The 22,379-nt window shown below is 55.5% G+C and carries 19 protein-coding genes and 4 pseudogenes; 14 read left to right on the forward strand and 9 right to left on the reverse strand.

What is annotated here, in order from left to right; genetic code table 11:
• Window positions 1–40 precede the first annotated feature (40 nt).
• Window positions 41–400 (reverse strand): hypothetical protein, encoded by a 360-nt coding sequence (locus tag LIW51_RS26475; RefSeq protein ID WP_227378443.1) that lies wholly within the window; start codon window positions 398–400, stop codon window positions 41–43.
• Between the two features lie 880 nt (window positions 401–1,280).
• On the opposite strand from LIW51_RS26475, the gene hpt reads away from it, so the two are divergent.
• The 3 genes and pseudogenes from hpt to LIW51_RS26490 all read left to right on the forward strand — a co-directional run bounded on the left by hpt (window position 1,281) and on the right by LIW51_RS26490 (window position 3,759).
• Window positions 1,281–1,826, forward strand: a complete 546-nt coding sequence (gene hpt, locus LIW51_RS26480; RefSeq protein ID WP_227378444.1) for a hypoxanthine/guanine phosphoribosyltransferase — start codon at window positions 1,281–1,283, stop codon at window positions 1,824–1,826.
• A gap of 290 nt (window positions 1,827–2,116) precedes the next feature.
• A pseudogene (locus LIW51_RS26485) lies at window positions 2,117–3,351 on the forward strand (RNA-guided endonuclease TnpB family protein).
• 27 nt (window positions 3,352–3,378) lie between these two features.
• Window positions 3,379–3,759 carry a S8 family serine peptidase gene (locus LIW51_RS26490; protein ID WP_227378445.1) on the forward strand — a complete coding sequence of 127 codons (381 nt, stop codon included), beginning with the start codon at window positions 3,379–3,381 and terminating at the stop codon, window positions 3,757–3,759.
• 235 nt (window positions 3,760–3,994) lie between these two features.
• Here LIW51_RS26490 and LIW51_RS26495 read toward each other — a convergent pair whose 3' ends face one another.
• The 3 genes and pseudogenes from LIW51_RS26495 to LIW51_RS26505 all read right to left on the reverse strand — a co-directional run.
• On the reverse strand, window positions 3,995–4,432 hold the full coding sequence (locus tag LIW51_RS26495) for a DoxX family protein (protein ID WP_227378446.1): 438 nt from the start codon (window positions 4,430–4,432) through the stop codon (window positions 3,995–3,997).
• Window positions 4,429–4,596 carry a hypothetical protein gene (locus LIW51_RS26500; RefSeq protein ID WP_227378447.1) on the reverse strand — a complete coding sequence of 56 codons (168 nt, stop codon included), beginning with the start codon at window positions 4,594–4,596 and terminating at the stop codon, window positions 4,429–4,431. Before LIW51_RS26500 ends, LIW51_RS26495 begins: the two co-directional genes overlap by 4 nt.
• Window positions 4,593–4,955, reverse strand: a pseudogene (locus tag LIW51_RS26505) (SRPBCC domain-containing protein); the annotation flags it as partial. The pseudogene LIW51_RS26505 and the gene LIW51_RS26500, both read right to left, overlap by 4 nt.
• A gap of 110 nt (window positions 4,956–5,065) precedes the next feature.
• Here LIW51_RS26505 and LIW51_RS26510 point away from each other — a divergent pair.
• From LIW51_RS26510 to LIW51_RS26545, 8 genes are all read left to right on the forward strand, one after another.
• The gene (locus tag LIW51_RS26510; protein WP_368411860.1) at window positions 5,066–6,028 is read left to right on the forward strand and encodes an endonuclease/exonuclease/phosphatase family protein; all 963 of its coding nucleotides are present in this window, start codon (window positions 5,066–5,068) and stop codon (window positions 6,026–6,028) included.
• A 558-nt stretch (window positions 6,029–6,586) separates the two neighbouring features.
• Window positions 6,587–7,231 carry a helix-turn-helix domain-containing protein gene (locus LIW51_RS26515; protein WP_227378449.1) on the forward strand — a complete coding sequence of 215 codons (645 nt, stop codon included), beginning with the start codon at window positions 6,587–6,589 and terminating at the stop codon, window positions 7,229–7,231.
• Window positions 7,232–7,362: 131 nt separating this feature from the next.
• On the forward strand, window positions 7,363–7,860 hold the full coding sequence (locus LIW51_RS26520) for a DoxX family protein (RefSeq protein ID WP_227378450.1): 498 nt from the start codon (window positions 7,363–7,365) through the stop codon (window positions 7,858–7,860).
• Between the two features lie 3 nt (window positions 7,861–7,863).
• Window positions 7,864–8,106, forward strand: coding sequence for a hypothetical protein (locus tag LIW51_RS26525; protein ID WP_227378451.1), 243 nt, complete (start codon window positions 7,864–7,866; stop codon window positions 8,104–8,106).
• On the forward strand, window positions 8,103–9,638 hold the full coding sequence (locus LIW51_RS26530) for an MATE family efflux transporter (protein ID WP_227378452.1): 1,536 nt from the start codon (window positions 8,103–8,105) through the stop codon (window positions 9,636–9,638). Before LIW51_RS26525 ends, LIW51_RS26530 begins: the two co-directional genes overlap by 4 nt.
• A 712-nt stretch (window positions 9,639–10,350) precedes the next feature.
• Window positions 10,351–11,397: a thiamine pyrophosphate-dependent dehydrogenase E1 component subunit alpha gene (locus tag LIW51_RS26535; RefSeq protein WP_227378453.1), complete on the forward strand. Its 1,047-nt coding sequence runs from the start codon at window positions 10,351–10,353 to the stop codon at window positions 11,395–11,397.
• On the forward strand, window positions 11,394–12,398 hold the full coding sequence (locus tag LIW51_RS26540) for an alpha-ketoacid dehydrogenase subunit beta (RefSeq protein ID WP_227378454.1): 1,005 nt from the start codon (window positions 11,394–11,396) through the stop codon (window positions 12,396–12,398). Before LIW51_RS26535 ends, LIW51_RS26540 begins: the two co-directional genes overlap by 4 nt.
• 9 nt (window positions 12,399–12,407) lie before the next feature.
• The gene (locus tag LIW51_RS26545) at window positions 12,408–13,427 is read left to right on the forward strand and encodes an NAD(+)/NADH kinase (protein WP_227378455.1); all 1,020 of its coding nucleotides are present in this window, start codon (window positions 12,408–12,410) and stop codon (window positions 13,425–13,427) included.
• 60 nt (window positions 13,428–13,487) lie between these two features.
• On the opposite strand, the gene LIW51_RS26550 is transcribed toward LIW51_RS26545, so the two are convergent.
• Window positions 13,488–14,831, reverse strand: a complete 1,344-nt coding sequence (locus tag LIW51_RS26550; RefSeq protein ID WP_227378456.1) for an E3 binding domain-containing protein — start codon at window positions 14,829–14,831, stop codon at window positions 13,488–13,490.
• Between the two features lie 208 nt (window positions 14,832–15,039).
• Window positions 15,040–15,981, reverse strand: a complete 942-nt coding sequence (lipP1, locus tag LIW51_RS26555) for a LipP1 family hormone-sensitive lipase (RefSeq protein ID WP_227378457.1) — start codon at window positions 15,979–15,981, stop codon at window positions 15,040–15,042.
• 412 nt (window positions 15,982–16,393) lie between these two features.
• Here lipP1 and LIW51_RS26560 point away from each other — a divergent pair, with 412 nt between their 5' ends.
• Window positions 16,394–17,626 carry an RNA-guided endonuclease InsQ/TnpB family protein gene (locus tag LIW51_RS26560; RefSeq protein WP_227378458.1) on the forward strand — a complete coding sequence of 411 codons (1,233 nt, stop codon included), beginning with the start codon at window positions 16,394–16,396 and terminating at the stop codon, window positions 17,624–17,626.
• A 42-nt stretch (window positions 17,627–17,668) separates the two neighbouring features.
• On the opposite strand, the pseudogene LIW51_RS26565 reads toward LIW51_RS26560, so the two are convergent.
• Window positions 17,669–17,845 (reverse strand): annotated as a pseudogene (locus tag LIW51_RS26565) (inorganic phosphate transporter); the annotation flags it as partial.
• 124 nt (window positions 17,846–17,969) lie between these two features.
• Here LIW51_RS26565 and LIW51_RS26570 point away from each other — a divergent pair.
• Window positions 17,970–18,374 (forward strand): CBS domain-containing protein, encoded by a 405-nt coding sequence (locus tag LIW51_RS26570; protein WP_227378459.1) that lies wholly within the window; start codon window positions 17,970–17,972, stop codon window positions 18,372–18,374.
• A 154-nt stretch (window positions 18,375–18,528) separates the two neighbouring features.
• On the opposite strand, the gene LIW51_RS26575 is transcribed toward LIW51_RS26570, so the two are convergent.
• Window positions 18,529–19,275: a S1 family peptidase gene (locus tag LIW51_RS26575; RefSeq protein WP_227378460.1), complete on the reverse strand. Its 747-nt coding sequence runs from the start codon at window positions 19,273–19,275 to the stop codon at window positions 18,529–18,531.
• Between the two features lie 314 nt (window positions 19,276–19,589).
• Here LIW51_RS26575 and LIW51_RS26580 point away from each other — a divergent pair.
• A pseudogene (locus LIW51_RS26580) lies at window positions 19,590–20,467 on the forward strand (geranylgeranylglycerol-phosphate geranylgeranyltransferase).
• A gap of 399 nt (window positions 20,468–20,866) precedes the next feature.
• Here the strand turns inward: LIW51_RS26580 and LIW51_RS26585 are convergent.
• On the reverse strand, window positions 20,867–22,129 hold the full coding sequence (locus LIW51_RS26585; protein ID WP_227378461.1) for a PQQ-dependent sugar dehydrogenase: 1,263 nt from the start codon (window positions 22,127–22,129) through the stop codon (window positions 20,867–20,869).
• Window positions 22,130–22,379: the final 250 nt, after the last annotated feature.

Consider the following 22,379-nt stretch of genomic DNA (forward strand, 5'->3'; position numbering starts at 1 on the left):
ACAGAGACCACTGGAAGTGAAGTCGTTCAATCTACCTGTGTTATTCGACGTAGTCAAAATCAAGTGACGATAACATCCCTTCTCCACTGAGTAAAACAAGACCAAGAGCAATCGAACCCATACTTGCTAGTTTTAGTTCCGATATAATTCGATTGATTGAAATTTCTGGGTTTGGATTAGTAGGAGCGCTAACGAAGAGCCAGAGTAATAATATCCATCCGAGTACAATACCAATCAAAGAAACTGGAAGTAACCAATTCTGCTGGATTTGTTCAGTAACCGGTTGGGTTTGTTGAGTATTTTCATGTGATTCTTCAAATTCAAGCTCATGTTCTTTTGAAAAATGCGGCTGTAAGGTGGTATAAATGGCCAGCTCTACTGTTACTGCTACTGCAGCCACAATCGGAATCGCGATCAGCCCTATTCCGTACGCTTGATAAAAATATATCGAACTCCCTAGGGACAACACTAGGAGAAACCCAAGATCCCTTCCGCTGAATGTATCTCTAAGGAATGCGGGGAGAGAATCATAGTTACCTGAGGGATGGTTCATATTAGGTTTCGTGACGCAGTCATCACAGTTAGCTTCTTTGACTATAAAGCACGGTGACGACCCGCGGGCGGCACTCGACGGTCTGCTCAGCTCGCCGGAGACCGGTATTTAGGTTGATAGCAAATAGCCCATTTATACCATATTCGGAAGATCTCACATAAAAGAAATGCTGAGGAGCTACCGTACTTCCCAAAACAAATTGCACAATCCGTTCGTTATCTGCTGTGATGAGATATTTGGAGAACGTTTCGGTCGATGAACTCCGGAATACGCTCTATGATGTGGATGACGTTCAAGCGACGAAACGGTTCATGGTCACGATTGCATATAAGTAGAGTATCTTATAGACGGATCTAGCTGAGTGGTACGGGCTTTCTCGCAAGACCGTGTAGAACTGGATCTAACGATTCGAAGAAGACTCAATTAACAACCTGACCAGCGATAAAGATCATCCCGGTTATCCGCCAAAACTTGATTCTGAAAAGCGAATCGAAGTCTCCCAACTACTGTAAGAACCACCTGCCAACGCCGGTTACGACGCTGAAGATTGGAATGAATTTCTTGTCCAACGGCTATTAGATGAGCAGTTCAATGTCACATATTCACGTACAAGCGCTTACCGACTTCTCGCAGAGGATGAGTAATCATTTCTGTACTATGTCTGCTAATCCACTGGCTCGCTGGCGGAGAACGAATAGCTTTTCCTCTAATTAGTTAATCGAAGTTCATGGAACGGCTTCGCGAGTCACTGCACGAAGCACCGATTATCGATAAAGATGGGTATCAGTACCTCGTCCATCCAATCAGTAACGGGGTACCAATGCTCGAACCCACACTGCTGCGGGAGGTCGTAATTGGAGTTGCGCGCGCGGCAGACTTGGATGTCGACAAGATCGTCGCCCCGGAAGCGATGGGCATCCACATTGCGACTGCCCTCTCGCTTCAAACGGATATTCCACTTGTAGTCATTCGCAAGCGCTCGTACGGCCTCGAAGACGAAGTGGCACTCCATCAGACGACCGGCTACTCAGAATCGGAGATGTACATTAATGACATCGACGAGGGCGACCGTGTGCTCATTGTCGACGACCTGGTTTCGACAGGCGGAACGCTGGCGGCTATCTGCGACGCTTTCGACGATATCGGCACGGAGATTGTGGACATTGTGGTCATCATCCGAAAGGTGGGCGAGACCGCGCTTGACGAGACTGAGTACGAGGCAACGAGTCTTATCGACATAAGCGTTGACGACTACGAGGTTACGATTCATTAAAATTCGAAGGCGAATTCTCTGTCCTAGTGACGTTCTATCTTTATTCAGCGAGAGAATCCCGGCCTTTAGGCCGGGCGTGAATCGTGTAATCTCTACTACCAGTCCACCGTTAATCGGCAGAACTGGATTCCATACGTTCGTCAATACAGCCTCGGACAAGACTTGAGAGGTTGATGTGGTTTTCATTTATCCACTCTTCTTGGTCTTCTCGAATCGTTATCTGCTTTCGTTGCATCACATCGCTCTACAACACCGCAATGTATAAGTGTGGTGTCTGTGTATAAGTACACATAGTAGGGACGGTGACGAAGACACTCGAAGCCACGCTTGCCCCGCCAACACAGGGCAAAGCGGTTCGTCTTTGTCGCCTTCTCTCGACCTACCGCGAAGCCTTAGACGAAGCGTTCGATTTAGGGGCAGATACGATGGGTGGCGTCAGTGACGTTGTGACGCCGTTCGACTTACCGTATCAGGCAAAAGCGGCGCTCTGTAGTTACGTCCCGCAACTTCACAAGACGTACAACGCCCATGAGTTGGACGACGAGCATCCGCTCCGATTCACGAATCAAGCCGCGAAGTTCGACCGAGACGAATCACGGCACTATGAAATCTGTTGGAACGTCCCACTTCCCGGCTACAGAACGAACTTCTGGATACCGCTTCGGTTGAACCCGGAACAACGATCGCTTTGGAACGACCTTCTCGAAGGTGACGCTAAAGCAGGCCAGATACAACTCAAACAGAACCGGAGTAGTTGGGTGTTCCACATCGCCGTCGAATACGAGGTAGACGACCCCGAAACTGACGGTGGCGAAACGTACATCGGGTTCGATATCGGCGAATCCGCGTTGATTACGGGCTGTGCCCTTAGGCGCAATACGCCGACGAAACCGATGCTTGAGAGTGGTAGTCGCGCCCGATACCTCCGGAAAGAGATGTATACAACCCTGAAACGCCTTCAGGAACGGAACACATCCGAGTGGCGTACCGATGAACGATTCGGCCATTACCAGAACGCGCTCACGGATATTGTCGAGAAAGTCTCTCGGCGGGCCGTCGAGTACGCCCGACAGTTCGAGAATCCTGTAATTGTTCTCGAAGACCTGTCGTACATCCGTGATCATCTGGATTACGGGAAGTTTATGAACCGCCGTCTTCACGCCTGGGCGTTCGCGCGCCTACAGGACTGGATCGAAGATAAGGCGACGGAAGCCGGCATCCCGGCTCGATACGTGAACCCAGGTACACGTCCAAGACGTGCCACGCGTGCGGTCGCATCGGACGGCGTGGTTCGCAAGCTGAGTTCCGGTGTACGAACAACGACTGCCACGTTTCAGAGTTCCAAGCGGATATCAACGCGGCGGCGAATATCGCCGGTCGCGTAGACCCGTGGGGTGAGAGCGTTCCTTGGAAACCGGAACGCGATGACACGCCACAGGACGGGAGCGCCCGTGACAGCGCCACAGTCCACCGCGAGACGAGTGAGAAACCCTCGCAGATGACGCTCGCGGCTTACTCGGACTGAAACCTACGGCATTGCCGGAATCTCACTGTGTGGAAGCCCCGCCGTTCACGGCGGGAAGGATGTCACGGAACGAATGCCATCGATCTCGGCGCTCCCGGTGGCGATGCAGATCTTGAGACTGATAATCCCCTCTGGTATCTTGATCTCGTCTTGAGCACCGTCGCTGAGTTCAAACGGAACGATGATGGCGAGATCACAGGTGACGTTGAGTACTCTTACGGGTGGGCTGCGGGTACATCGATGGCAGCACCGAATGTCTCAGGCGCTGCTGCTCTCGTGAAGGCGAACAATCCTAACTACAGTCCTGCACAACTCGAATCGGCGCTGAAGCAGGCTGCTACTGTACCTGACGGGTACAATAAGGCCTACTATGGGTCGGGGTATCTGAACATCCTTGACGCAATCTGATTCTTCCACGACATTATAGAATTTTGGTTTCGATGGAGGCTTTCTCCCTTCTCACTGATACACCCATCATTGTTGATTGGTATCTTATAGCACTTCAGACGGCCAATAAGAAACTAGGTTCTCTTCGTATTACCGACGATGAGTATGTCGAGTGGAGGTGTGTAGAAAGTACTCACCGAAGCTCGTCAACGTATGGGGTCGAAAAATACGAGCCTTGTAGGTTCTTGATACAGTTTCAGTCGCTGAGCGGTCGGAGAGACCAGCGGGCGTAGGCGACAAACGCTGCAAGGAGCCCTATCACCAGCGGAATTAGCGCCAATGTGCCACCACCGCCCACCACCGTGAGCACCGTTGCACCGCTCATGATGATCACCAACCCTGCGGCGGCCAGCGGTGTCAGGCTCACCCAAACGTGCAGCAGTCCTAGGAGGATTAGACCAAGTGCCTCGAGTACTTCAGTCACGCCCAGGAATCGCACGAAGCGACCTGATAGTGGTACTGGCGTCTGCGCTGTCAACATTTCAAGCGGTAAGAGTAGCTTCGTTCCGCCAGTATACAGAAAGAGGAGTGCGAGTAGCCCCTGAATAATCCACAGTGCATAGCTTATGAGCGGTCTCCGGGGTCTTGACTCATCCACATCTTTCTGAATCCGTGGTTCGATATTTGTCGTCATCTGGACTCCTCCCTCGTATTCTCTCTGTCAGTAGCTTTCATACTGATGAGCGCGTTCACACGCTCATGCCAGGAATTGTTCCACACCCCATACATGTGCTCGTCCAGAGCGTCAAACGTTCGTTGGATGGGCAGGCCGCTGTTGGGTGTCTCGCTCTCGGTCATGCTTCCTCCAATAGCCGAGCGAGGTTTTCGAGCGAGTCAGTCCACCCTGCCGTGGCATCGTCAACGGGGATATCCGTGGGAATACCTTCCTGATGCACGGAGACCTCGGTTTCATTGGCGACCGGCTCGAAGGTGATCGTGGTCGTCATCTCGCTGGCCATTCCCGGCTCATCGGTCTCGAACTCGTCGGTATGGACGATCCGCTCGCCCGGCACCAGCTCCAGGTACGTTCCGTGGAACGAGTGCGAGTAGGGTTCTAACTCCTCGGTGTCGGCTGTGAATGTGATGCGGAACTGGCCACCCTCTTCTGGCTCCAGCTTGTGGACTTCGGCGCTGAAACCGCTCGGGGGTAACCATTTAGCAAGATCTCGACTATTTGGCCCGGCACAACCCCCTTATCGCGCGAATACTTATGATGACATACACCTACTTCCTTAAAACGAAGATCAGTGATTTGAATATGCCCCACATGACAGACACGCCTCCAGACGACGTTCAAGCGGATCTCGATGCGTTTACTACGTCACTTGATGAAGCAATTCCACCTCGAATCGTCGACGAAAATCTCCTCATCGGAACATGGAACATCCGTGAGTTCGGTGACTTGACCGAGAAATGGCTGGCGGGCGATGGCGATAGTCCGAAACGTGATCTGCACTCACTTCGTGTTATTGCTGAAGTCATCCGTCGGTTCGACATCATCGCCATTCAGGAGGTCACGGGAGCGCTCAAAGCCCTCCGGCACGCCCTGCAGTTCCTCGGCGACGACTGGGGGCTCGCATTAACCGACATCACTCGAGGCGATGCAGGTGATGGCGAGCGTCTCGCCTTCCTCTTCGACCGGCGTCGTATCCAGCTCAGTGGACTCGCTGGTGAACTCGTCGTTCCCGCTGAGGAGCTTGACGATATTGACGCGGATGCACTCCAGCGGCAGTTCGCCCGGACGCCGTATGCGGTGAGTTTTCGAGCTGGAAACCAGACGTTCATCCTCGTCACATTGCACGTTCTCTATGGGGATTCCGCTGACGAACGGACACCCGAGCTCCGGGCGATTGCCAACTGGCTCGACCAGTGGGCGCGAAACGTCAATTCGTGGGATCACAATCTCATCGCCCTCGGTGATTTCAACATCGACCGCATCGGCGATGAGCGCTACGAGGCGTTTACCTCGTCCGGGCTCCACGTTCCGGCGGACCTCCACGAGGTGCCGCGCACGATCTTCGCCGACGTCGACCACCCGACTGCGAAGTTCTATGACCAGATCGCGTGGTTCACCGGTGAGCACGGCCAGCCAGCACTGTCACTCGAATATCGAGAGGCAGGGTCGTTCGACTTTCGAGAGATTGCGCTCCCACGTCGCGACCTGACGATGCACGCCCTATCGTTCCGTATTTCGGATCACTACCCACTGTGGACGGAGTTTGGACTTTAATGTTGTTTGTTGCTCACTTGTGGAAGTATTCGATGAGTGCCTTGGAATCTCGAAATTGGTGAGTTCGAATAGTTGTAGCGGACGCTGCTGAGATGGGCGAGTCAGACGGAGAATATATCAGGATGGACAGGTCGGACGATAAAAATGACGTGCTTGAAGACGACCGCACTGTGACCTGCCTGTTTCACGCCAGTTCAGAGCCCGAAGATATCTTGGCGCGTCACCCCCCTCTCCGATGGGTTGCTCGCGTTCTACACGCCGTGTACCTACTGCTTCCCCGATTGGGAGGTCAATGTGGAAGTGGTCATTCGAAGTAGTCGCAAGGGGGACGTCCTCCATCGTCCAGCACAACCAGTGAATCCACTGGAGTTGGATGACGGATGAGGCAGTCAGACATCTCATCATCAGCCACAATTGTCGTGAGAGTTGAGACACTCACTGGGTGCGTCATCGCTCTCGAAGCCAAACTTGACGAATTCGTCGCACACTTCAATCCCTCCGTCGATCCCAAGTAACTCAAGCAACTGTTTTTCTTGCCACCCTTCCTATGAGATGACCATGAAGTACATGACGGTCTTACTTGATCCGGACGATGGAGCCCTCATATCGGCCTTTGATTTGATGAATACCGATACAGTGATTCGAGAATATCTGCACCACTTCAACGTTTTGACTGATGGAACGGTCGTTTTACTCTACCAGCTTCGCGGTGACCTCACCCATGCGCGAACAATCTTCGACGAAAACCAAGATGTGTTACACTATGATGTCCATGAGCACGGTGACGGGATTGTGTATCTACACTGCAAGCTGGATGAACCGCTTAAATTACTCCTATTGAGGCTTCAGAATGTCGAAGTGATAATCGACATGCCAATAGAGTTCCTACCTGACGGTCGTCTTCGAATTACGTTTATCGGAGAAACCGATCGATTGCGTCGGCTTCTCGACGGGACGAAAGAGTTAGTTGCCACTACACTTGAACGAAAAGGTGAGTATCATTCTGAGAGTAATCGCCTCCGATCATTACTAACTGATCGTCAGCGTGAGATTCTGATCACTGCCGTTGAACAGGGGTACTACGATGTCCCGCGGCGGGCGGGTATCAGAGATCTCGCCGACGAAATTGGACTCAGTGTGGCGACAGTGGGCGAGCACCTCCAGAAAATCGAAGCGAGGATTCTTACTCAAGCAGTGTATTGAGTTCGGTTCGCGGATTCAGCGACACAACTATATTTACCACCGCTGACGGATGCGACCCATGCTTTGGGTTTATCGAGGTCACCAGAACTGTTCGGCAGTACCCTCATGCTCCGTTGAGACGTCGGAGTACCATGGAAAAAATCGCAATCGAGAACGTTGATAACAGGCGCAGTAATCCGTACGTCGTCGTCCCCCTTGTACTGCTCCTCGCCGTACTGGTGGTGCTCCGCAGTCTTGGCACGCTCGGCGTGACGACCTTCGATTCCTGGGCGACTGCCACTCGACTTGGGCTGGCTGTGATGTTCATCTTCACAAGCCTCTCTCATTTCGCGGGAACTCGAGATGCTCTCATCCAGATGGTACCCGACGCGTTGCCGACTCCTGGATTGTTAGTGACGCTCACCGGCCTTGCAGAGATTGCCGGCGCAATTGGGCTACTCCTGCCAGCGTTCGCATCGTGGGCTGGTCTCGGACTGGCCGTGCTTCTCGTGGTGATATTCCCGGCGAACGTCGTTGCCGTACGAGAAGGCATTGAAATCAACAGGAAGCCAGCGACACCTCTCGGGTTTCGGTTGCTAGTTCAACTCGTCTTCATCGCCTCACTCCTTTGGGCAACTGGGTGGATCTAAGGAATGACGACGTTCGTATTCGTTCCCAGCGCGTGGCTTGACACCGGGGGCTGGAAGCGACCGCTCCCTGCTGATGAGGATTCGGTAGGTATCCTGACACTGACCGAGATCAATGAATGGAAACAGACAGTTGTTGAGTTGAGCGATGACCTCCACACGGTTTTCAACACTATTGACGGATCGAGGCGGTACGCCCAGCAGGTGTCTAATTTCGCAACTATCGGGAGATTTGCGAGGATCGAATGACCGATGAGAATTATCCGGCTAGCAATGATTCGAACAGCGAGGAGATCACGGCCCTGAAGCAAGATGCGTCGAACACGATCATTAGCGATCGATCAGTCAACGTAACCGATGGGAAGTTGTTCAAACCACTGCTTCTCCTCTCTGCTCCGATCGTTCTATCACAGACTCTCGACATTGTCTATTATTTGGTCGATCTGTACTGGATCGGCCATCTCGGGGCCAACGCGGTCGCAGCGATGAGTTACTCGTGGCCGGTCATCTTTCTCGTTATCAGTATCGGGCTTGGGTTGACTACGGCGGGGACAGTTCTTGTCGCACAAAACAAAGGCTCTGGCCGCATAGTCCACGCGAACACAATTGCAGGCGGAACCGTTTCGTTCATTACGATTATTTCGATCGTGTTATCGATCGGCGGCTACACGCTCACACCGTGGTTGCTCGCCCTCGTTGGCGCGGCACCTGGAACGGAACCGCACACACTTGCTGTTCGATACACACGTATCACGTTTCTTGGATTAGTGCCTATGTTCTGGTTTTTTATCTTCGATTCGATAGCTCGAGGCTGGGGCGATACGAGAACGCCGCTTGCATTGATGGAGCTCAGTGTGTTCGTTAACGTCCTCATCGATCCGATTGCTATCCACGGTTTTGCTGCCAATCCGCTCTTCGAATGGGCTGGACTTGACTCGCTCGAAACGATGCTCCAGGCGCAAACGGGGTTCGCCGGCTACGGCGTTGAGGGGGCTGCAATCGCGACGGTGTTCTCTAGGTCGATTGCCGCCTTGCTCGGCCTCTATATTCTCTTTTCCGGCCGGAGTGGACTCAACGTCACACTTGAAACGCTTAGATTGCGACGAACGACGCTCTCCGAAATTGTCACGGTCGGCGTCCCGACGGCAATCGAGATGGGTGTTCGTGCGAGTGGCGTCGCAATTCTGACCGCGATCATCGCGATAGAAGGCGACGCCGCCGTCGCAGCCTATGGAATCGCCGAATATCTCGCCGCACTTCTGTTCTTACCGGCCCTCGGGCTCGCGAGAGGAACGGAGACCACTGTCGGCCAGAATCTCGGGGCTGACCAGGTGACGCGCGCAAAACAAGCAGTGTACTTGAGCGCAGGAATGGTCGTAGTTGTGTTCGTATTCGCCGTTGCGGCCGCATATCCCTTTGCGGAAACTATCGTCAGCGTCTTTCTGACCGCTGAGACGAACGATGGCTCTGTCGAGTCCATTGTCCGGAACAGTGCCGCATATGTGTGGATTGTCGGCCCTGCAATGATCTTCCTCGGCGTGTTCCAGGTTACACTTGCGGCCTTCCGAGGGAGCGGGAATACGAAACTCGCGATGGCACTTTCCGTCCAGGAGCTGTGGATGTTCCGACTCCCGCTGAGCTACGTATTTGTACAGTGGTTCGAGACGGGCATCGTCGGTGTCTGGTATGCGATCGCGTTATCGTATGTTATCTCAACATTGATCGCCGTGCTGTGGTTCCTCCGAGGAAGATGGATGACATCCCCCTCACTCGGGGGGTGAATGGACACTTTCTCGGCGGAACGATGTGCTCCGATTGAAAGTGATCGTCAAACAGATGGGTGTCACGGAAGCGGACTACTGCTCAATCGTTGAACGCATCATCGTCTCGTGGATACTCTATCCGTACCGTAGGAGGACAATTTTCAGTTCACACCAAACGCCGAGCAGCAAGATCGCGATGGTGGCGGTAAAGGCGATGGTATCGGTGCGGCCTCTGATCTTGATAAACCCGATTACGACGAAGCCTCGCGGCAACTTGACGTACCGAGTGACACCAGCAATGTCTACCTTTTCGGTGAGGAAATGGAGAGTCCGGAAGCGGGTTTCGTTACCGATGGCTCACTGCATGTCCAGATATTGTTCGAGAAAGGAGACTGTGCTCCGGCAGAAGTCCTGCCAGATCATCTGCGTCGGGGGACGAACGGTCGGTTTCGGCCATATTCAGTACGTGCTCACACAGGCGCATAAGTGCCCGCTGACTCAGTATCTACAGAAAAGTAGCTGGGGTGGTATAGCCAAGCGAACACGCTTCCTCCTGGGCCTAAAGTCGCGGGTTTCCCCGATATAGTATTTATGACAGATGCGACGATGAAGAAACAGAGATGAGACACCAGTTATTATTCCTAAATTAATATAACAAAATACAACTCTCTGTATCTACGGAAATGATAATTAAGCATATATCGTGATGAATGATAGCATACAACGTATCATGGCTGAGTATGACTTAAATACAGAAGATGGGCGTCGAGAAGCACTCCGTCGAATGCTTACCATTCGAGAGTTCGACACTACAGCTGGCGAATACTTTGCTGACGGTGAAATCCCGGGATTCGTCCACTTGTACATCGGCGAAGAGGCAGTTGCTGTTGGGGCATGTGCTGCCCTCGAATCGGACGATTACATCGCCAGCACGCACCGAGGCCACGGTCACTGCATCGCAAAGGGACTGAATCCCAAGTTAATGATGGCCGAACTGTTTGGAAAACGGGACGGCTATTGTAACGGGAAGGGAGGGTCGATGCACATCGCCGACGTAGACTCCGGAATGCTTGGCGCGAATGGCATCGTCGGGGCAGGGCCCCCGCTAGCGACCGGCGCGGCGCTCACGATCGATTATCAGAGCCGAAATCAAGTCGCGCTTGGATTCCTTGGCGATGGTGCGGTCGCCCAGGGGCAAACGCATGAGGCTATCAACATGGCGTCAACGTGGAATCTCCCGGTGATTTACCTCGTTGAGAACAATCAGTACGGGGAGGCGACACCGGTCGGGAAACAACATAACGTCGGCAATCTTAGTGATACTGCACAGGCATACGACATTCCAGGTGTGACTGTCGATGGAATGGACGTGATAGCGATTAACGAGGCTGTCACTGAAGCACGGAAACGTGCTCGTGCCGGCGATGGCCCAACACTCATTGAGGCTAATACATACCGATACCGAGGCCACTACGAAGGTGACGAACAGCCCTACCGCGACGAAGACGAGATCGAGCGCTGGAAGGAACAAGACGCTATCAAATCGTTTAAAGATCGGCTCATCGAGCGCGACGAACTCACTGAAGACGAACTCGAAGAGATGCGAACCGAGGTCGAGGAAACCATTGCCGACGCAGTCGAGTACGCGCAAGACGCCGACCTGCCGGCTCCCGAGGAAGCGTACGACGATATGTTCGGCGAATCGGTGCCCGAGATCGAACAGTTCGCAAACAGACCACGTGCTGATGGCGGCATAACCGATGGTGATTCACAATGACAGCACAAGCAGAACTCGAACAACAACAGACGGAGACGATGACAGTTCGCGAGGCTATCCGGGAGGCACTGAGAGAGGAACTTGAACGCGATGAAGACGTCTTCATCATGGGTGAGGACGTCGGCCTGTTCGGTGGGGTTCTCGAAGTGACAGGTGACCTCTTCGAGCAATTCGGTGAGGAACGCGTTCGCGACACGCCCATCGCCGAAGCTGGCTTCATTGGTGCTGCAACGGGCGCAGCTGCGACCGGATCGCGTCCAGTCGTCGAGCTCATGTTTAGCGATTTCATGGGCGTCTCGATGGAGCAAATCATGAATCAGATGGCGAAGATGCGCTATATGTTTGGCGGAAAGACGGAGATGCCTGTCACCGTCCGTGCGACCGAGGGCGGCGGCATGGGGGCGGCCAGCCAGCACTCAGGGACTGTCCATACCTGGATTGCACACTTTCCAGGTCTCAAGGCCGTTGCTCCTGGCACAGCCGAGAGTGCGAAGGGACTGACGAAGGCTGCGATTCGGTCGAACGATCCTGTGTTCGTCTTCGAGAACAAGATGATCTACGAACAGGAGGGGGAGGTTCCGACGGACGAGGACTTCACGGTTCCACTCGGTGAAGCCAACATCGAGCGAGAAGGTTCCGACGTAACTGTGGTGGCAACACAGCGACTCGTCGGTGAGTCCCTGACCGTCGCTGAAGAGATGGAAGGAGAGGTGAGCATTGAGATCATCGATCCGCGCTCGCTGTATCCGCTGGACACCGACACCATCGTCGAGAGCGTCGAGAAGACGGGGCGACTGGTGGTCGCCGACGAGAGTCCACTTTCATACGGTATCCACGCTGAGGTCGCAACCCGCGCGATGGAGAACGCATTTTACAGCCTCGATGCGCCGATCCAGCGGGTCGGGACACCCGACACCCACATGCCGTTCAGTCCGCCGCTCGAACAGGAGGTTCTGCCCGACGGCGAAGAGGTTCAAGACGCTATCGAGCGAATCGTCTGAGTCCCACACGTGGCCCACGTTGGACTCATCGTCAACCCCGCTGCTGGCCGTGATATTCGCCGGCTCACGGGCGGTGCGAGCGTTGTCGACAACTATGCGAAGCGTCGCGTCGCAGAGTGCGTCCTCAACGGCTTGACTGTCGTCGACGACCCACCAAGCGTCGAAGTCATGCCCGACAGGACTGGAATCGCCGACTACGCTATCGGGGAAGCACCGGACGAGATTGCCATCGAGCAGGTAACCATGTCTCTTGAGGAGTCGGCAGCAGATACGCGGCGAGCAGCCGCGCATTTCCGTGACCGCGCTGATATCGTCGTCGTCCTCGGCGGCGATGGGACGACTCGTGACGTGGCGCTCGAACTTGGTGATGTGCCACTCGTCTCCGTCTCAACGGGGACGAATAACGTCGTGCCGACACCTGTCGACGGAACAGTGGCTGGCTCAGTTGCAGCAGTCATGGCCACTGGCATCGTCGACACTGGCGGGGTGACCTATCGACACGGGATGATCGACGCACGAGCCGATGACGTCAGTGGTGAAAAGCGTCTCACCGGTTTGGCAGCCGTCGAGGTCACCGACCGACCGTTCGTCGGGACGCGAGCCGTCATCGACCCATCGGATTTGCTCGGCGGGGTCGTCTCTCGGGCACACCCCTCCGAGATCGGTCTCAGCTGCGTCGCAGGGTGTATTGAACCCGTAGCACCCGATGCAGCTGGCGGCGCTGCACTCCGTTTCGGAGCCCCCGATACCGCACCCCAAACCGTCCGGGCGATCATCGCGCCCGGAATGACGACATCGGTCGGCGTTCTCGAACACGAACAGCTCGACTGGAACGAACCGGCGACGTTCGAGGTGACAGACGGCGTCATCGGTGCTGACGGCGAGCGCGAGCTCGAACTCGTGGATGCAACCGTCGAAATCACGCCGGTGGCGAACGGGCCGCGACTCGTCGACGTGACGGCAGCGCTCGAGGCAGCCGGTGAAACTGGTGTTCTGATTCAGGATATGTCGGCAACGGAAGAACGGTAGTCGACTGCGCTTCTACAGGCTGAGGAGGGCGAGTGCCTCGGGGTCAAGCCCCGAGGCAGTTCACTCTCTACCGCGGTACGTCCCCAGTACGAGTTCGGACGCCTGCTGGGCGTGCTCGAAGAACCGTTCCAGGAACTGCTCAGCGTCATCGAAGCCAATCGCATTGGTATCATACGTCAGACTTGCCGTCACGAGAGGTTGGAGCTCGACGCCCTCGCCATCTGGGATTGCTCGCTGGCCTGTCGGGTCGACCTCGAGGGTCGCGACTCCGGGTGGATTGACGAGGCGACCATCTGCATCACCAGTAGCCGCGTTTGCCAGCGTGAAGGTGGGCTGGTGCCCACTCGCATCGTCACTGCTGCCTTCTTGCCGTGCCTTAACGATGTCCGTCACGGATTTGCTTTCAACATCTGCAATCACGCTTGCGATTGGGTCGTCATCGATGTCGGTGGCGATAGCAACATCCTGTTTCTTCTGCAACTGGTGGGTCGCTTCCGAGTAGGTTGCGTTCAAAGTAGGACAGTCGGTCAACGTCGCAGAAGTGACGACCAGCATTACGTCACTTATCGTTACACGTTCCTCAAATGCTGTCCGAACAGCTTCCGTCGTCTCGAGCAGTGCCTTCGCGGCCGGTGGGTCGGCGACAGCAGTCGTTTGCTGGTATCGATACGCGCCTTCCTGCTCGGGGGTGATTCGACGGATACCCTCCGGTTCACCTGTGTCTGCTGGTGGTGTCTCTGCGACCGCTTTGACGTCGTCAGCAGTGATGGCTCCCTGTGGCCCTGTTCCATCGACGGTCGTCAGGTCGACGCCGAGTTCTTCTGCCCGCTTTTTCGCCCGCGGGGACGCCTTTACCGAATCCGTGGATTCGTCGGCACTTTCAGTGGCCGCCTCGACATCCTCGGCGGTGATCGCATCCTGTGGACCCGTCCCCTCGACAGTCGTCAGATCGACGCCGAGTTCCTCCGCACGTTTCTCCGCTCGCGGAGACGCCTTCACCTCGGTCACGGTCGCCGTCGACGAGGATACGGATGCAGAGTCTTCACTGTCGGGTGTACTCGCGTCTGCGTTTGCGTCCGTCGGCGCTGCTTTTGTCTCCCCTTCCTCAGTTACCTCCCCATCGAGTTCGGCCTCGGCCTCTGTTTCGAGACCGGAGATGTCGGCATCGGCCGCAGCGACGATGCCGATGGGCTTGCCTGGTGGAACGGATTCGTCCACCTCAACGTAGATGCGACGAAGAACTCCGTCCTCACGTGCCTCGACCTCTCCGATGCTCTTTTCAGACTCGACCTCGGCTATCATGTCCCCTTCGGCCACGTCGTCGCCAGTTTCGACCGACCACGTCAAGACTGTCCCCTGTTCCATCTCGAGACCGAGCTTCGGCATCTTGACAATATATCCCATGCTAACGTCATGCATGCAACCCCACTAAAATGTATCTTTTAGCGGGGCAACGGCTAGGCCTACCACCTAGAGCATCACAGCCTACTCCTCCGTTACAGATGGAATGGTCATGACCTCAGAATCGGCACCTGCCTTTCTCAAGTGGAGCACGGTACATTCAAGCCCAAACGACCGATGGCTCCTCGCTCTATTTCGACAAGTTTTGATTTCAAGTGAGTTCGTTACGTACCTCACTACCAATCTCGTTGATGGCTTCACGGGCTCGGTTCAGTTCCGGGTCAGCGAGCATCGTCAGGAATCCATGAATCATATCGTCATCGTGAATGTGGTGGGTCGGGACTCTCGCCTCCGACAGTCGGTCTACAAGTGCCTGTCCGTCGTCACGGAGCGGGTCGAACCCGCACGTCAAGACAAGTGAGGACGGTAACCCGCTCAAGTTCTCCGCACAGAGCGGTGACGCGTACGGATGAGCTCCGTCCAATTCACTCCGGAGGTATCCGTTCCAGAAACGTTCTAAGTCTTTTCGCGTCAGGAAGTAGCCCTGTGCGTTCTCCTCGTAGGATTCCGTATCGAAGGCGAAATTCGTCGGCGGATAGGCAAGTACTTGGTAATCAATCGCCGGCCCGCCCCTATCGCGGGCGAGGAGACCGACGCCCAGAGCGAGGGTTGCCCCGGAACTGTCCCCGCAAATGGCCAATGCGTCGGACTCGGCACCAATCGTCTCAGCGTTGGTCGCGATCCAACGCGTTGCAGCATAACAGTCTTCGAGCGCTGCCGGGAATCGGTGTTCGGGTGCGCGGCGATAATCGACGGCCATAACAACACATTCTGTCGCATTCACGAGCGCTCGACAGAGAGCGTCGTGCGTATCGAGTCCCCCAAGCATCCACCCTCCTCCGTGGAAAAACACGAGAGGTGGGAATGGACCGTTGCCTTTGGGTGTATAGACTCGAACTGGGATGTCACCGTCTGAACCGGGCACGGTGCGCTCCGTCACGGTACCGACCGTGTCTGGTGGCTCCTCGGGTACGCAGAGATCACGGTACGTCTCACGAGCATCCTGTAACGGCAATCGGTAGAGCGGTGGCACCCCTTTGTCTGACAGTTCATGGAGGTACTCTTCGACTTGTGAATTGAGTGCTGATGACATACCTTGCGTCGTGCTAACGTGTGGAACAGTATAATTGTACCTCACCTCACTGTGCCAAAATCGGGAATTCGGCAGTGTATCACCGACGTTGAATTAACAGTGCATGATCGGCTCTTTTCAATCTTTAGCTGAATTACAGGCGCTAAGCCCCCTTCCTCAGGGAGCGCCGAAGGCGCGAGCAGGGAGGGGATACAGCGCCGTCATCATCTGTTTGTACACTGTTCTATTGCAGGCTCACAGGCCCACGTAATCCGTATATTTAATTTATAATAAATGCATATTATATATACGGTGAAGCGAACTACAATCACAATCCGAGAGGACCAACTCGAATGGGTGCAAAAGCACCATCTGAACCTCTCGTCGTTCATCCGCGAGAAATTGGACGACCATATCGAAGAGAACGAGTAGTATGTACTACGCCTACAAATATCGTCTTGAGCCATCCGACACTCACCGCGAGGAGTTGGACCGCCACCGCGATATCTGTAGGCAAGTCTACAACCACGCGCTCTACCGCTTCAATCAAATCCCCGAGGTCGCAGGTACCCTCAACCAACGCGTTCGGTCTATCCGCGATGAACTCCCCGCCCTCAAAGACTGGTGGAGTGGTCTCTCGGACGTGTACTCGACAGTTCTGCAAACTGCTGTCATGCGGATTGAGGAAAACATCAAGTCGCTCGGGAAGCTCAAGGAGAAAGGCTACGGCGTCGGACAACTCAAGTGGAAGCCGCCACGGGAGTTTCGCAGTTTCACCTACAGTCAATCTGGCTTCAAGCTCGACAAGAAGGGCGGTCAGACCGTGCTGTCACTCTCGAAACTCGCGGATATCCCGATACGGCTTCACCGCGCCATTCCTGACGACGCCAAACTCAAGCAAGTCACCCTCAAGAAAGAGCCGACGGGTGAATGGTTCGCTACCTTTGGCGTCGAAGTAGACCGCGAACCACCTGAGAAACCCGATGAAATCACCGACGTGGTGGGTATCGACGTTGGGATTCTCAAGTACACTCACGACACTGACGGAACCGCCGTCGAATCGGTTGACCTCTCGGACGAACGCGAGCGGTTGGAACGCGAGCAACGAAAACTCTCGCGGAAGCAACACGGTTCGAACAACTACGAGAAGCAACGGCGGCGAGTCGCGGAATGCCACTCCGACCTCCGCCGGAAGCGCCGTGACTTCTTGCACAAGTTGTCGAACTACTACGCGAAAGAGTACGACCTCGTGGCCGTTGAAGACCTGAACGTCGCTGGAATGATGCAGTTCGATTCAAATTCGCGCAATCGAGCATCCGCCGCATGGGGTACTTTTCTGCGGATGCTCGAATACAAGTGTGAACGAGAAGGAACGCACTACGTTCCAGTGAATCCCCGAGGGACGACCAAAGAATGTTCGGCGTGCGGTGTGTCGTCCGATAAGCCGTTGTGGGTGCGTGAACATTCGTGTCCGTCGTGTGGCTTCACGGCGGATAGGGATGGGAACGCGGCGTATAACATCCTCGTTCGAGGTCTAAAGAAAGTAGGAGTGGGATGCTCCGAATCACCGCCTGTGGAGACTGCGCTCCCTACGGGAACTGCTGTAGTTCCTGCAAAGCGCGTCTTGGAAGCAGGAAGCCCCGTCCTCACCGCGCGAAGCGCGTAGGGCGGGGTAGTTCACTCTGTACTGATACAAGCGTTCCAACCATCCGACGAATCCGAGAATACCAACAAAAAAGCCAGCCCGCATTACCGAAATCACACGGACTCCGACAGCTGGAGCAAATGGGGTAGATCCCGACGAACCAGCGCCAATAGTCCACGCTATAATGAAACTCGCACCGCATGCGATGATGAGAATCAGTACTTGTCCGAGGGCGACCATGTATAAACTATCCAAACTGTACGAAAGTCCTTTTGGCTTGCCAGTGCAGCGTGTTGTCGGCGAATCATAGGCAGCAATTCCGAACAGCGACAATTTTTATAGTTATCCCAAGCAAACCTTTGGCATGGACGATGTCTTCGTCGGACAGCTCATGTCCACCACTCTCTACACCGTTTCGCCAACCACGGTCGTTGAAGAGGCGGCACAGATGATGCTCGCCAACGATATCGGCTCGGTGATCGTCGTTGATTCCGACAACCGTCTCCAGGGAATACTGACCACTACCGATTTCGTCAGAGTCGTCGCCGAACGTCGACCGAAGGATGAGACGCCCGTCAAGACCTATATGTCGACAGACGTGATCACCGCGTCAGCACAGGATTCCATTCGCGACACCGCGGACGTCATGATCGAACACGGGTTCCACCATGTGCCGGTCGTGGACGACGTCGAGGGGGTCATCGGGATGATTTCGACGACGGATCTCGCAGCGTACCTCTCACACATCCAGACGCCGAGTCCGTCGTAATCGACCTCCACAACAGATCGAGTCGAACTACCTGGTTAAACCTGTACAGCACTCTCTCAATGTCTTGTGTTCGATTTTGCTTTAGATAGGGCTTCACGAGATTATGCGACTGCGAATCAGCGATAAGGGGTTTGAGACCGCGTCAGTCGATGATTCACTGCCATTTCGCCAGCCACTTTGTAATCGTTCTCGCAGGCGTCGCAGTTGCCAACGACTGCTTCTCTGGATATGCAGTGAACACTGAATCAGGCCGGTCAAGTCGGTGTATCTCGCTCTTGGTCGGCGTCGTTCCGTGGATACATCCGACGACGCCACCATCGAGCGTCAGTAAGGGCGAACCGCTACTGCCATCTCCCGTTGGGATATCCGCCAATAGCCAGTTCGTTCTAGGGTTGATGGAATCGTACCGCCCGAGACCAATTACCCAGTCCCCGACCTTCCCCGGGTGCCCTACCGAAAGCAGCGGGTCGCCCTTCGAGAGGGTCGCCGTCACTTCCGTCGAAAGTGGGAGCGGGGTTTCGATGCCAGTCTTCAGGAGCGCGATATCCGGGAGCAGGTCACGGTGAAACCCGACGCGGGTCGCAATCCCGGTTCGCTCGTCGAATGTCTCGATATCGAACGTTGTCGCATCTTGGACGATGTGTGAGTTGGTGAGGAGGTAGCCGTCGTCAGCGACCCATCCTGTACCGACCATGTCCTCATCGAGTATCTTCACGACCGACTGTCGAACTTTCTTTCCGAGAGTTTCCGCTCGTTTTCGAGTTTCCTTTGAGAATCCATCGGAGTCGGAACCCTGTTCGGGAGACGGTGAACCAGCGGTTCGAGAGCATCGAGCAAGAAGGGAAAGAGAGACGAGACCAGTTGAACGGAGAAACCGTCGTCGGGTGTGCGTGTTGGTCATCGTTCTCGGCCGGTTCTATTACCGTTCTTACCGCTATTAAGTCGATTGTCCGACTCTACTTTCCCTACGTCGTACCGTCCCGGCGGCAGCTTCGAAACGAGAACCGGCGAAATCGAGTCCACTGCCGAGCACCAGCAGGCTTGACGGAGCTGTTAGATGCCGAGGTTCCGGGGCATACTCTCACAACCATGCAGCAGTCAGATTAAGCCACTGTACACTGGTTCTCTGATTTGTCAATATAACTGTCTTGAAGTTGTCGGAGAGCGGTTCACTATGCTGTGTTCGGCTGTTGTAGCGCGTACTTCGTGCGGTTTATTGCCCGGCCATCGAGAGTCGGAGGCGCGTCGCCTGCCGAGCGTGTTCGTGGACTCGTCGAACTCACCCGCCAGGCAATGCTATCGCCTCCGGCGTGCTCACGTTCACTGGCGCGTTCGTTGCCGACGGCAGTGGTATTCTCACTAATGGCAGTACCGTTGCGATAGCGACCGTCACAACGATTCTCGCGACAGGCGCGGGGATGGCGATTAACGACTACTTCGACCGATATATCGACCGGATCAACGCACCCGAGCGGCCAATCCCACGCGGAGCGCTCACCCCCCGAACGGTACTTGTCTTCAGTCTCATTCTGTTCGCTATCGCTGGGGTGTTTGCATTCCTGCTCCCGACGCTGGCGACGGCCATTGCAGTGGTGAACCTGCTCGCGCTTATGACGTACACGAAGCTCTTTAAGGGACTGCCTGGAGTCGGCAACGTCCTCGACTCGTATCTTGGCGGGAGTACATTCCTGTTTGGCGCTGCCGCAGTTGGCCAGTTGAGTGCGCCAGTAATCGTGCTGTTCCTCCTAGCAGCACTCTCGACGTTCGCTCGGGAAGTCACCAAGGACGTCGAAGATCTCGCAGGCGATCGCGAAGAGGGCTTGAATACACTGCCAATCGCGATTGGCAAGCAACCAGCACTAATCATCGCGACAGTCGTGTTATTCGTAGCAGTGGCCGCCAGTCCGGCTCCATACTTGCTTGGGACATTTGGAGTGGCTTACCTCGTGATAGTCACGCCAGCGATTCTAGTAACGCTCTACGCTGGATATCTGAGCTATACCGATCCGACGGGTGGCCAGTCGCTTCTGAAATATAGTATGTATCTCTCAGCGACGGCATTCGTTATCGGACGTCTCACACTCCTGCTATGAAGAAAGGTGTGGAAGGTAGCCGAAGTCAGATCTGATTCGCTGTAAGTAGACCTTGTTGAAATTCTCAAGTGGTGATGGGTTTCGCTGGGTGTTCTGAATAGAGGGCGCGTATCTTGCAGGACGTTGAATCTCGAATCCTCCGAAATCTCCAGCCGCGTAGTTGACGCCCAGTTGCTATCACCGTAATTAGGAGCTTAGTGAGCAGGTGCCGAATACAGAGAATAATTGTCCTCTCGACAGGGATCAAGGTTGTTACCCGGGGTGGCCGCTCGGCTTGCGTTGACACCGAGGGACTGTCGATCGCTTCTCACAGCGGCACGCCCGGGACGGCGCCGAGCGAGGCTGTCAATCGCAGTTCGACGATTCACGACCACTCGGATCCGTGGGCCCCCGTCTGTCTTAGGCATGGCGCGATGGAATGATCTGATAGACGTGGCCGCGGCGCGACCGCCCTGGCTCGAGGTGCGAGCAGGTGAGGGCGTAGAGTTCACCGTCGCTGTCGCGGCCGAGGGTGTAGAGGTAGCCATCGAGGTGATTGTCGTCGGTTCCCTCGATCCCGATCGATCGATGGGTCCATCCGCCGTCACCGTCGGGTGGGATCGCGACGAACAGCCGCCCTGCCGGCTCGTCGTATCGCCGTGAGACGTCGCCGAAGACGTAGGCCCCCACGAGGTCCTGAATAGCGTTACCCTCGTAAACGAAGCCGCCGATGACTGCACAGCCAATGGGCTCGCCGTCCCGTTCGTGAGGGTACTCGACGATGGGATCCAGGAGTGGTTCGCCTCGTGGGGACTCGTCGGCGCAGTCCTCCGGTGGATCTTCCATGGCGTCTGGGTCGAAGCAGTGGGTCCCTTCCTTGATGTTCCATCCGTAGTTCCCGCCCTTCTCAACGAGGTCTACCTCCTCGAACAACGACTGGCCGACGTCACCAGTGAAGAGCCGTCCACGCGAGTCGAACGACATACGCCACGGGTTCCGGAACCCCCAGGCGTACTGCTCCTTGAACCCCTCGTCGTTTTCGACGAGCGGGTTGTCCTCGGGGATGGAGTAGGCGTCGGTCCCCCCGTCCACGTCAATGCGGAGGATGCTGCCCAGCAGGTTGTCGGCGATGTCTTGGCCGTTGCCGCCCTCCACGTGTCCCAGGCCGGTGTCGCCCATGTGGCCCCCGTCACCGATCGAGAGATAGAGATGACCGTCGGGGCCGAACGCGAGCTGACCGCCGTTGTGAGTCACCCCTGGTTGAGGGAGTTCCATGATCGTGCGCTCTGAGTCCAGATCCGCAGTGAGGCCGTCCGGAGAAACCTCGAACGCCGCGAGCACTGACGTGTGATCGTAGTCGTCGGGTGTTCCCGGTCGCGGTGATGCGCTGTATCTGACATAGCACGTGCGATTGGTCTCGAACGATGGGTGGAATGCCAGGCCGACCAGCCCGCGTTCATCGCCGTCGTCCAGAAGGTCCACCACGCGATCACGCAGGTCTAAGAACGGCTCCGGTGCGAACCCGTCGTCAGTCAGCACGCGGATTTCACCGGTCTGGTCGGTCACGTATCGGCGGCCCGTATCGGACGCGACGGCGAAGTCCGTCGGGGCGATCGGCCCAGCCGCGACCTCTTCGAGGGCGACGTGGGCGAACGGGGTCTCAAGGTCGTTGGTTCCAGACATCTCTCTTCGACCGACTCAATCGGTATGAACCGTGAAAAATGGGTTCGACCGTTTCTGAATTATGGTCATCGTACCCCCGCCAAACGAACCGTTACGGCGGTGCAACCTGCATGAGATCGATGTCGCATTCGTGGATACACCGTCAGACCGGAAAAGTCCCGGATCCTGGGTGAACGTGGACGAATACCGCCACGGAAAACAGCCGTTTCGAATAGTAAGAATGGGCCCGATTCCAATGTCGTATCTGTAC

Origin of the sequence: Haladaptatus halobius (assembly GCF_020618475.1) — an archaeon.
GTDB lineage: Archaea > Halobacteriota > Halobacteria > Halobacteriales > Haladaptataceae > Haladaptatus > Haladaptatus halobius.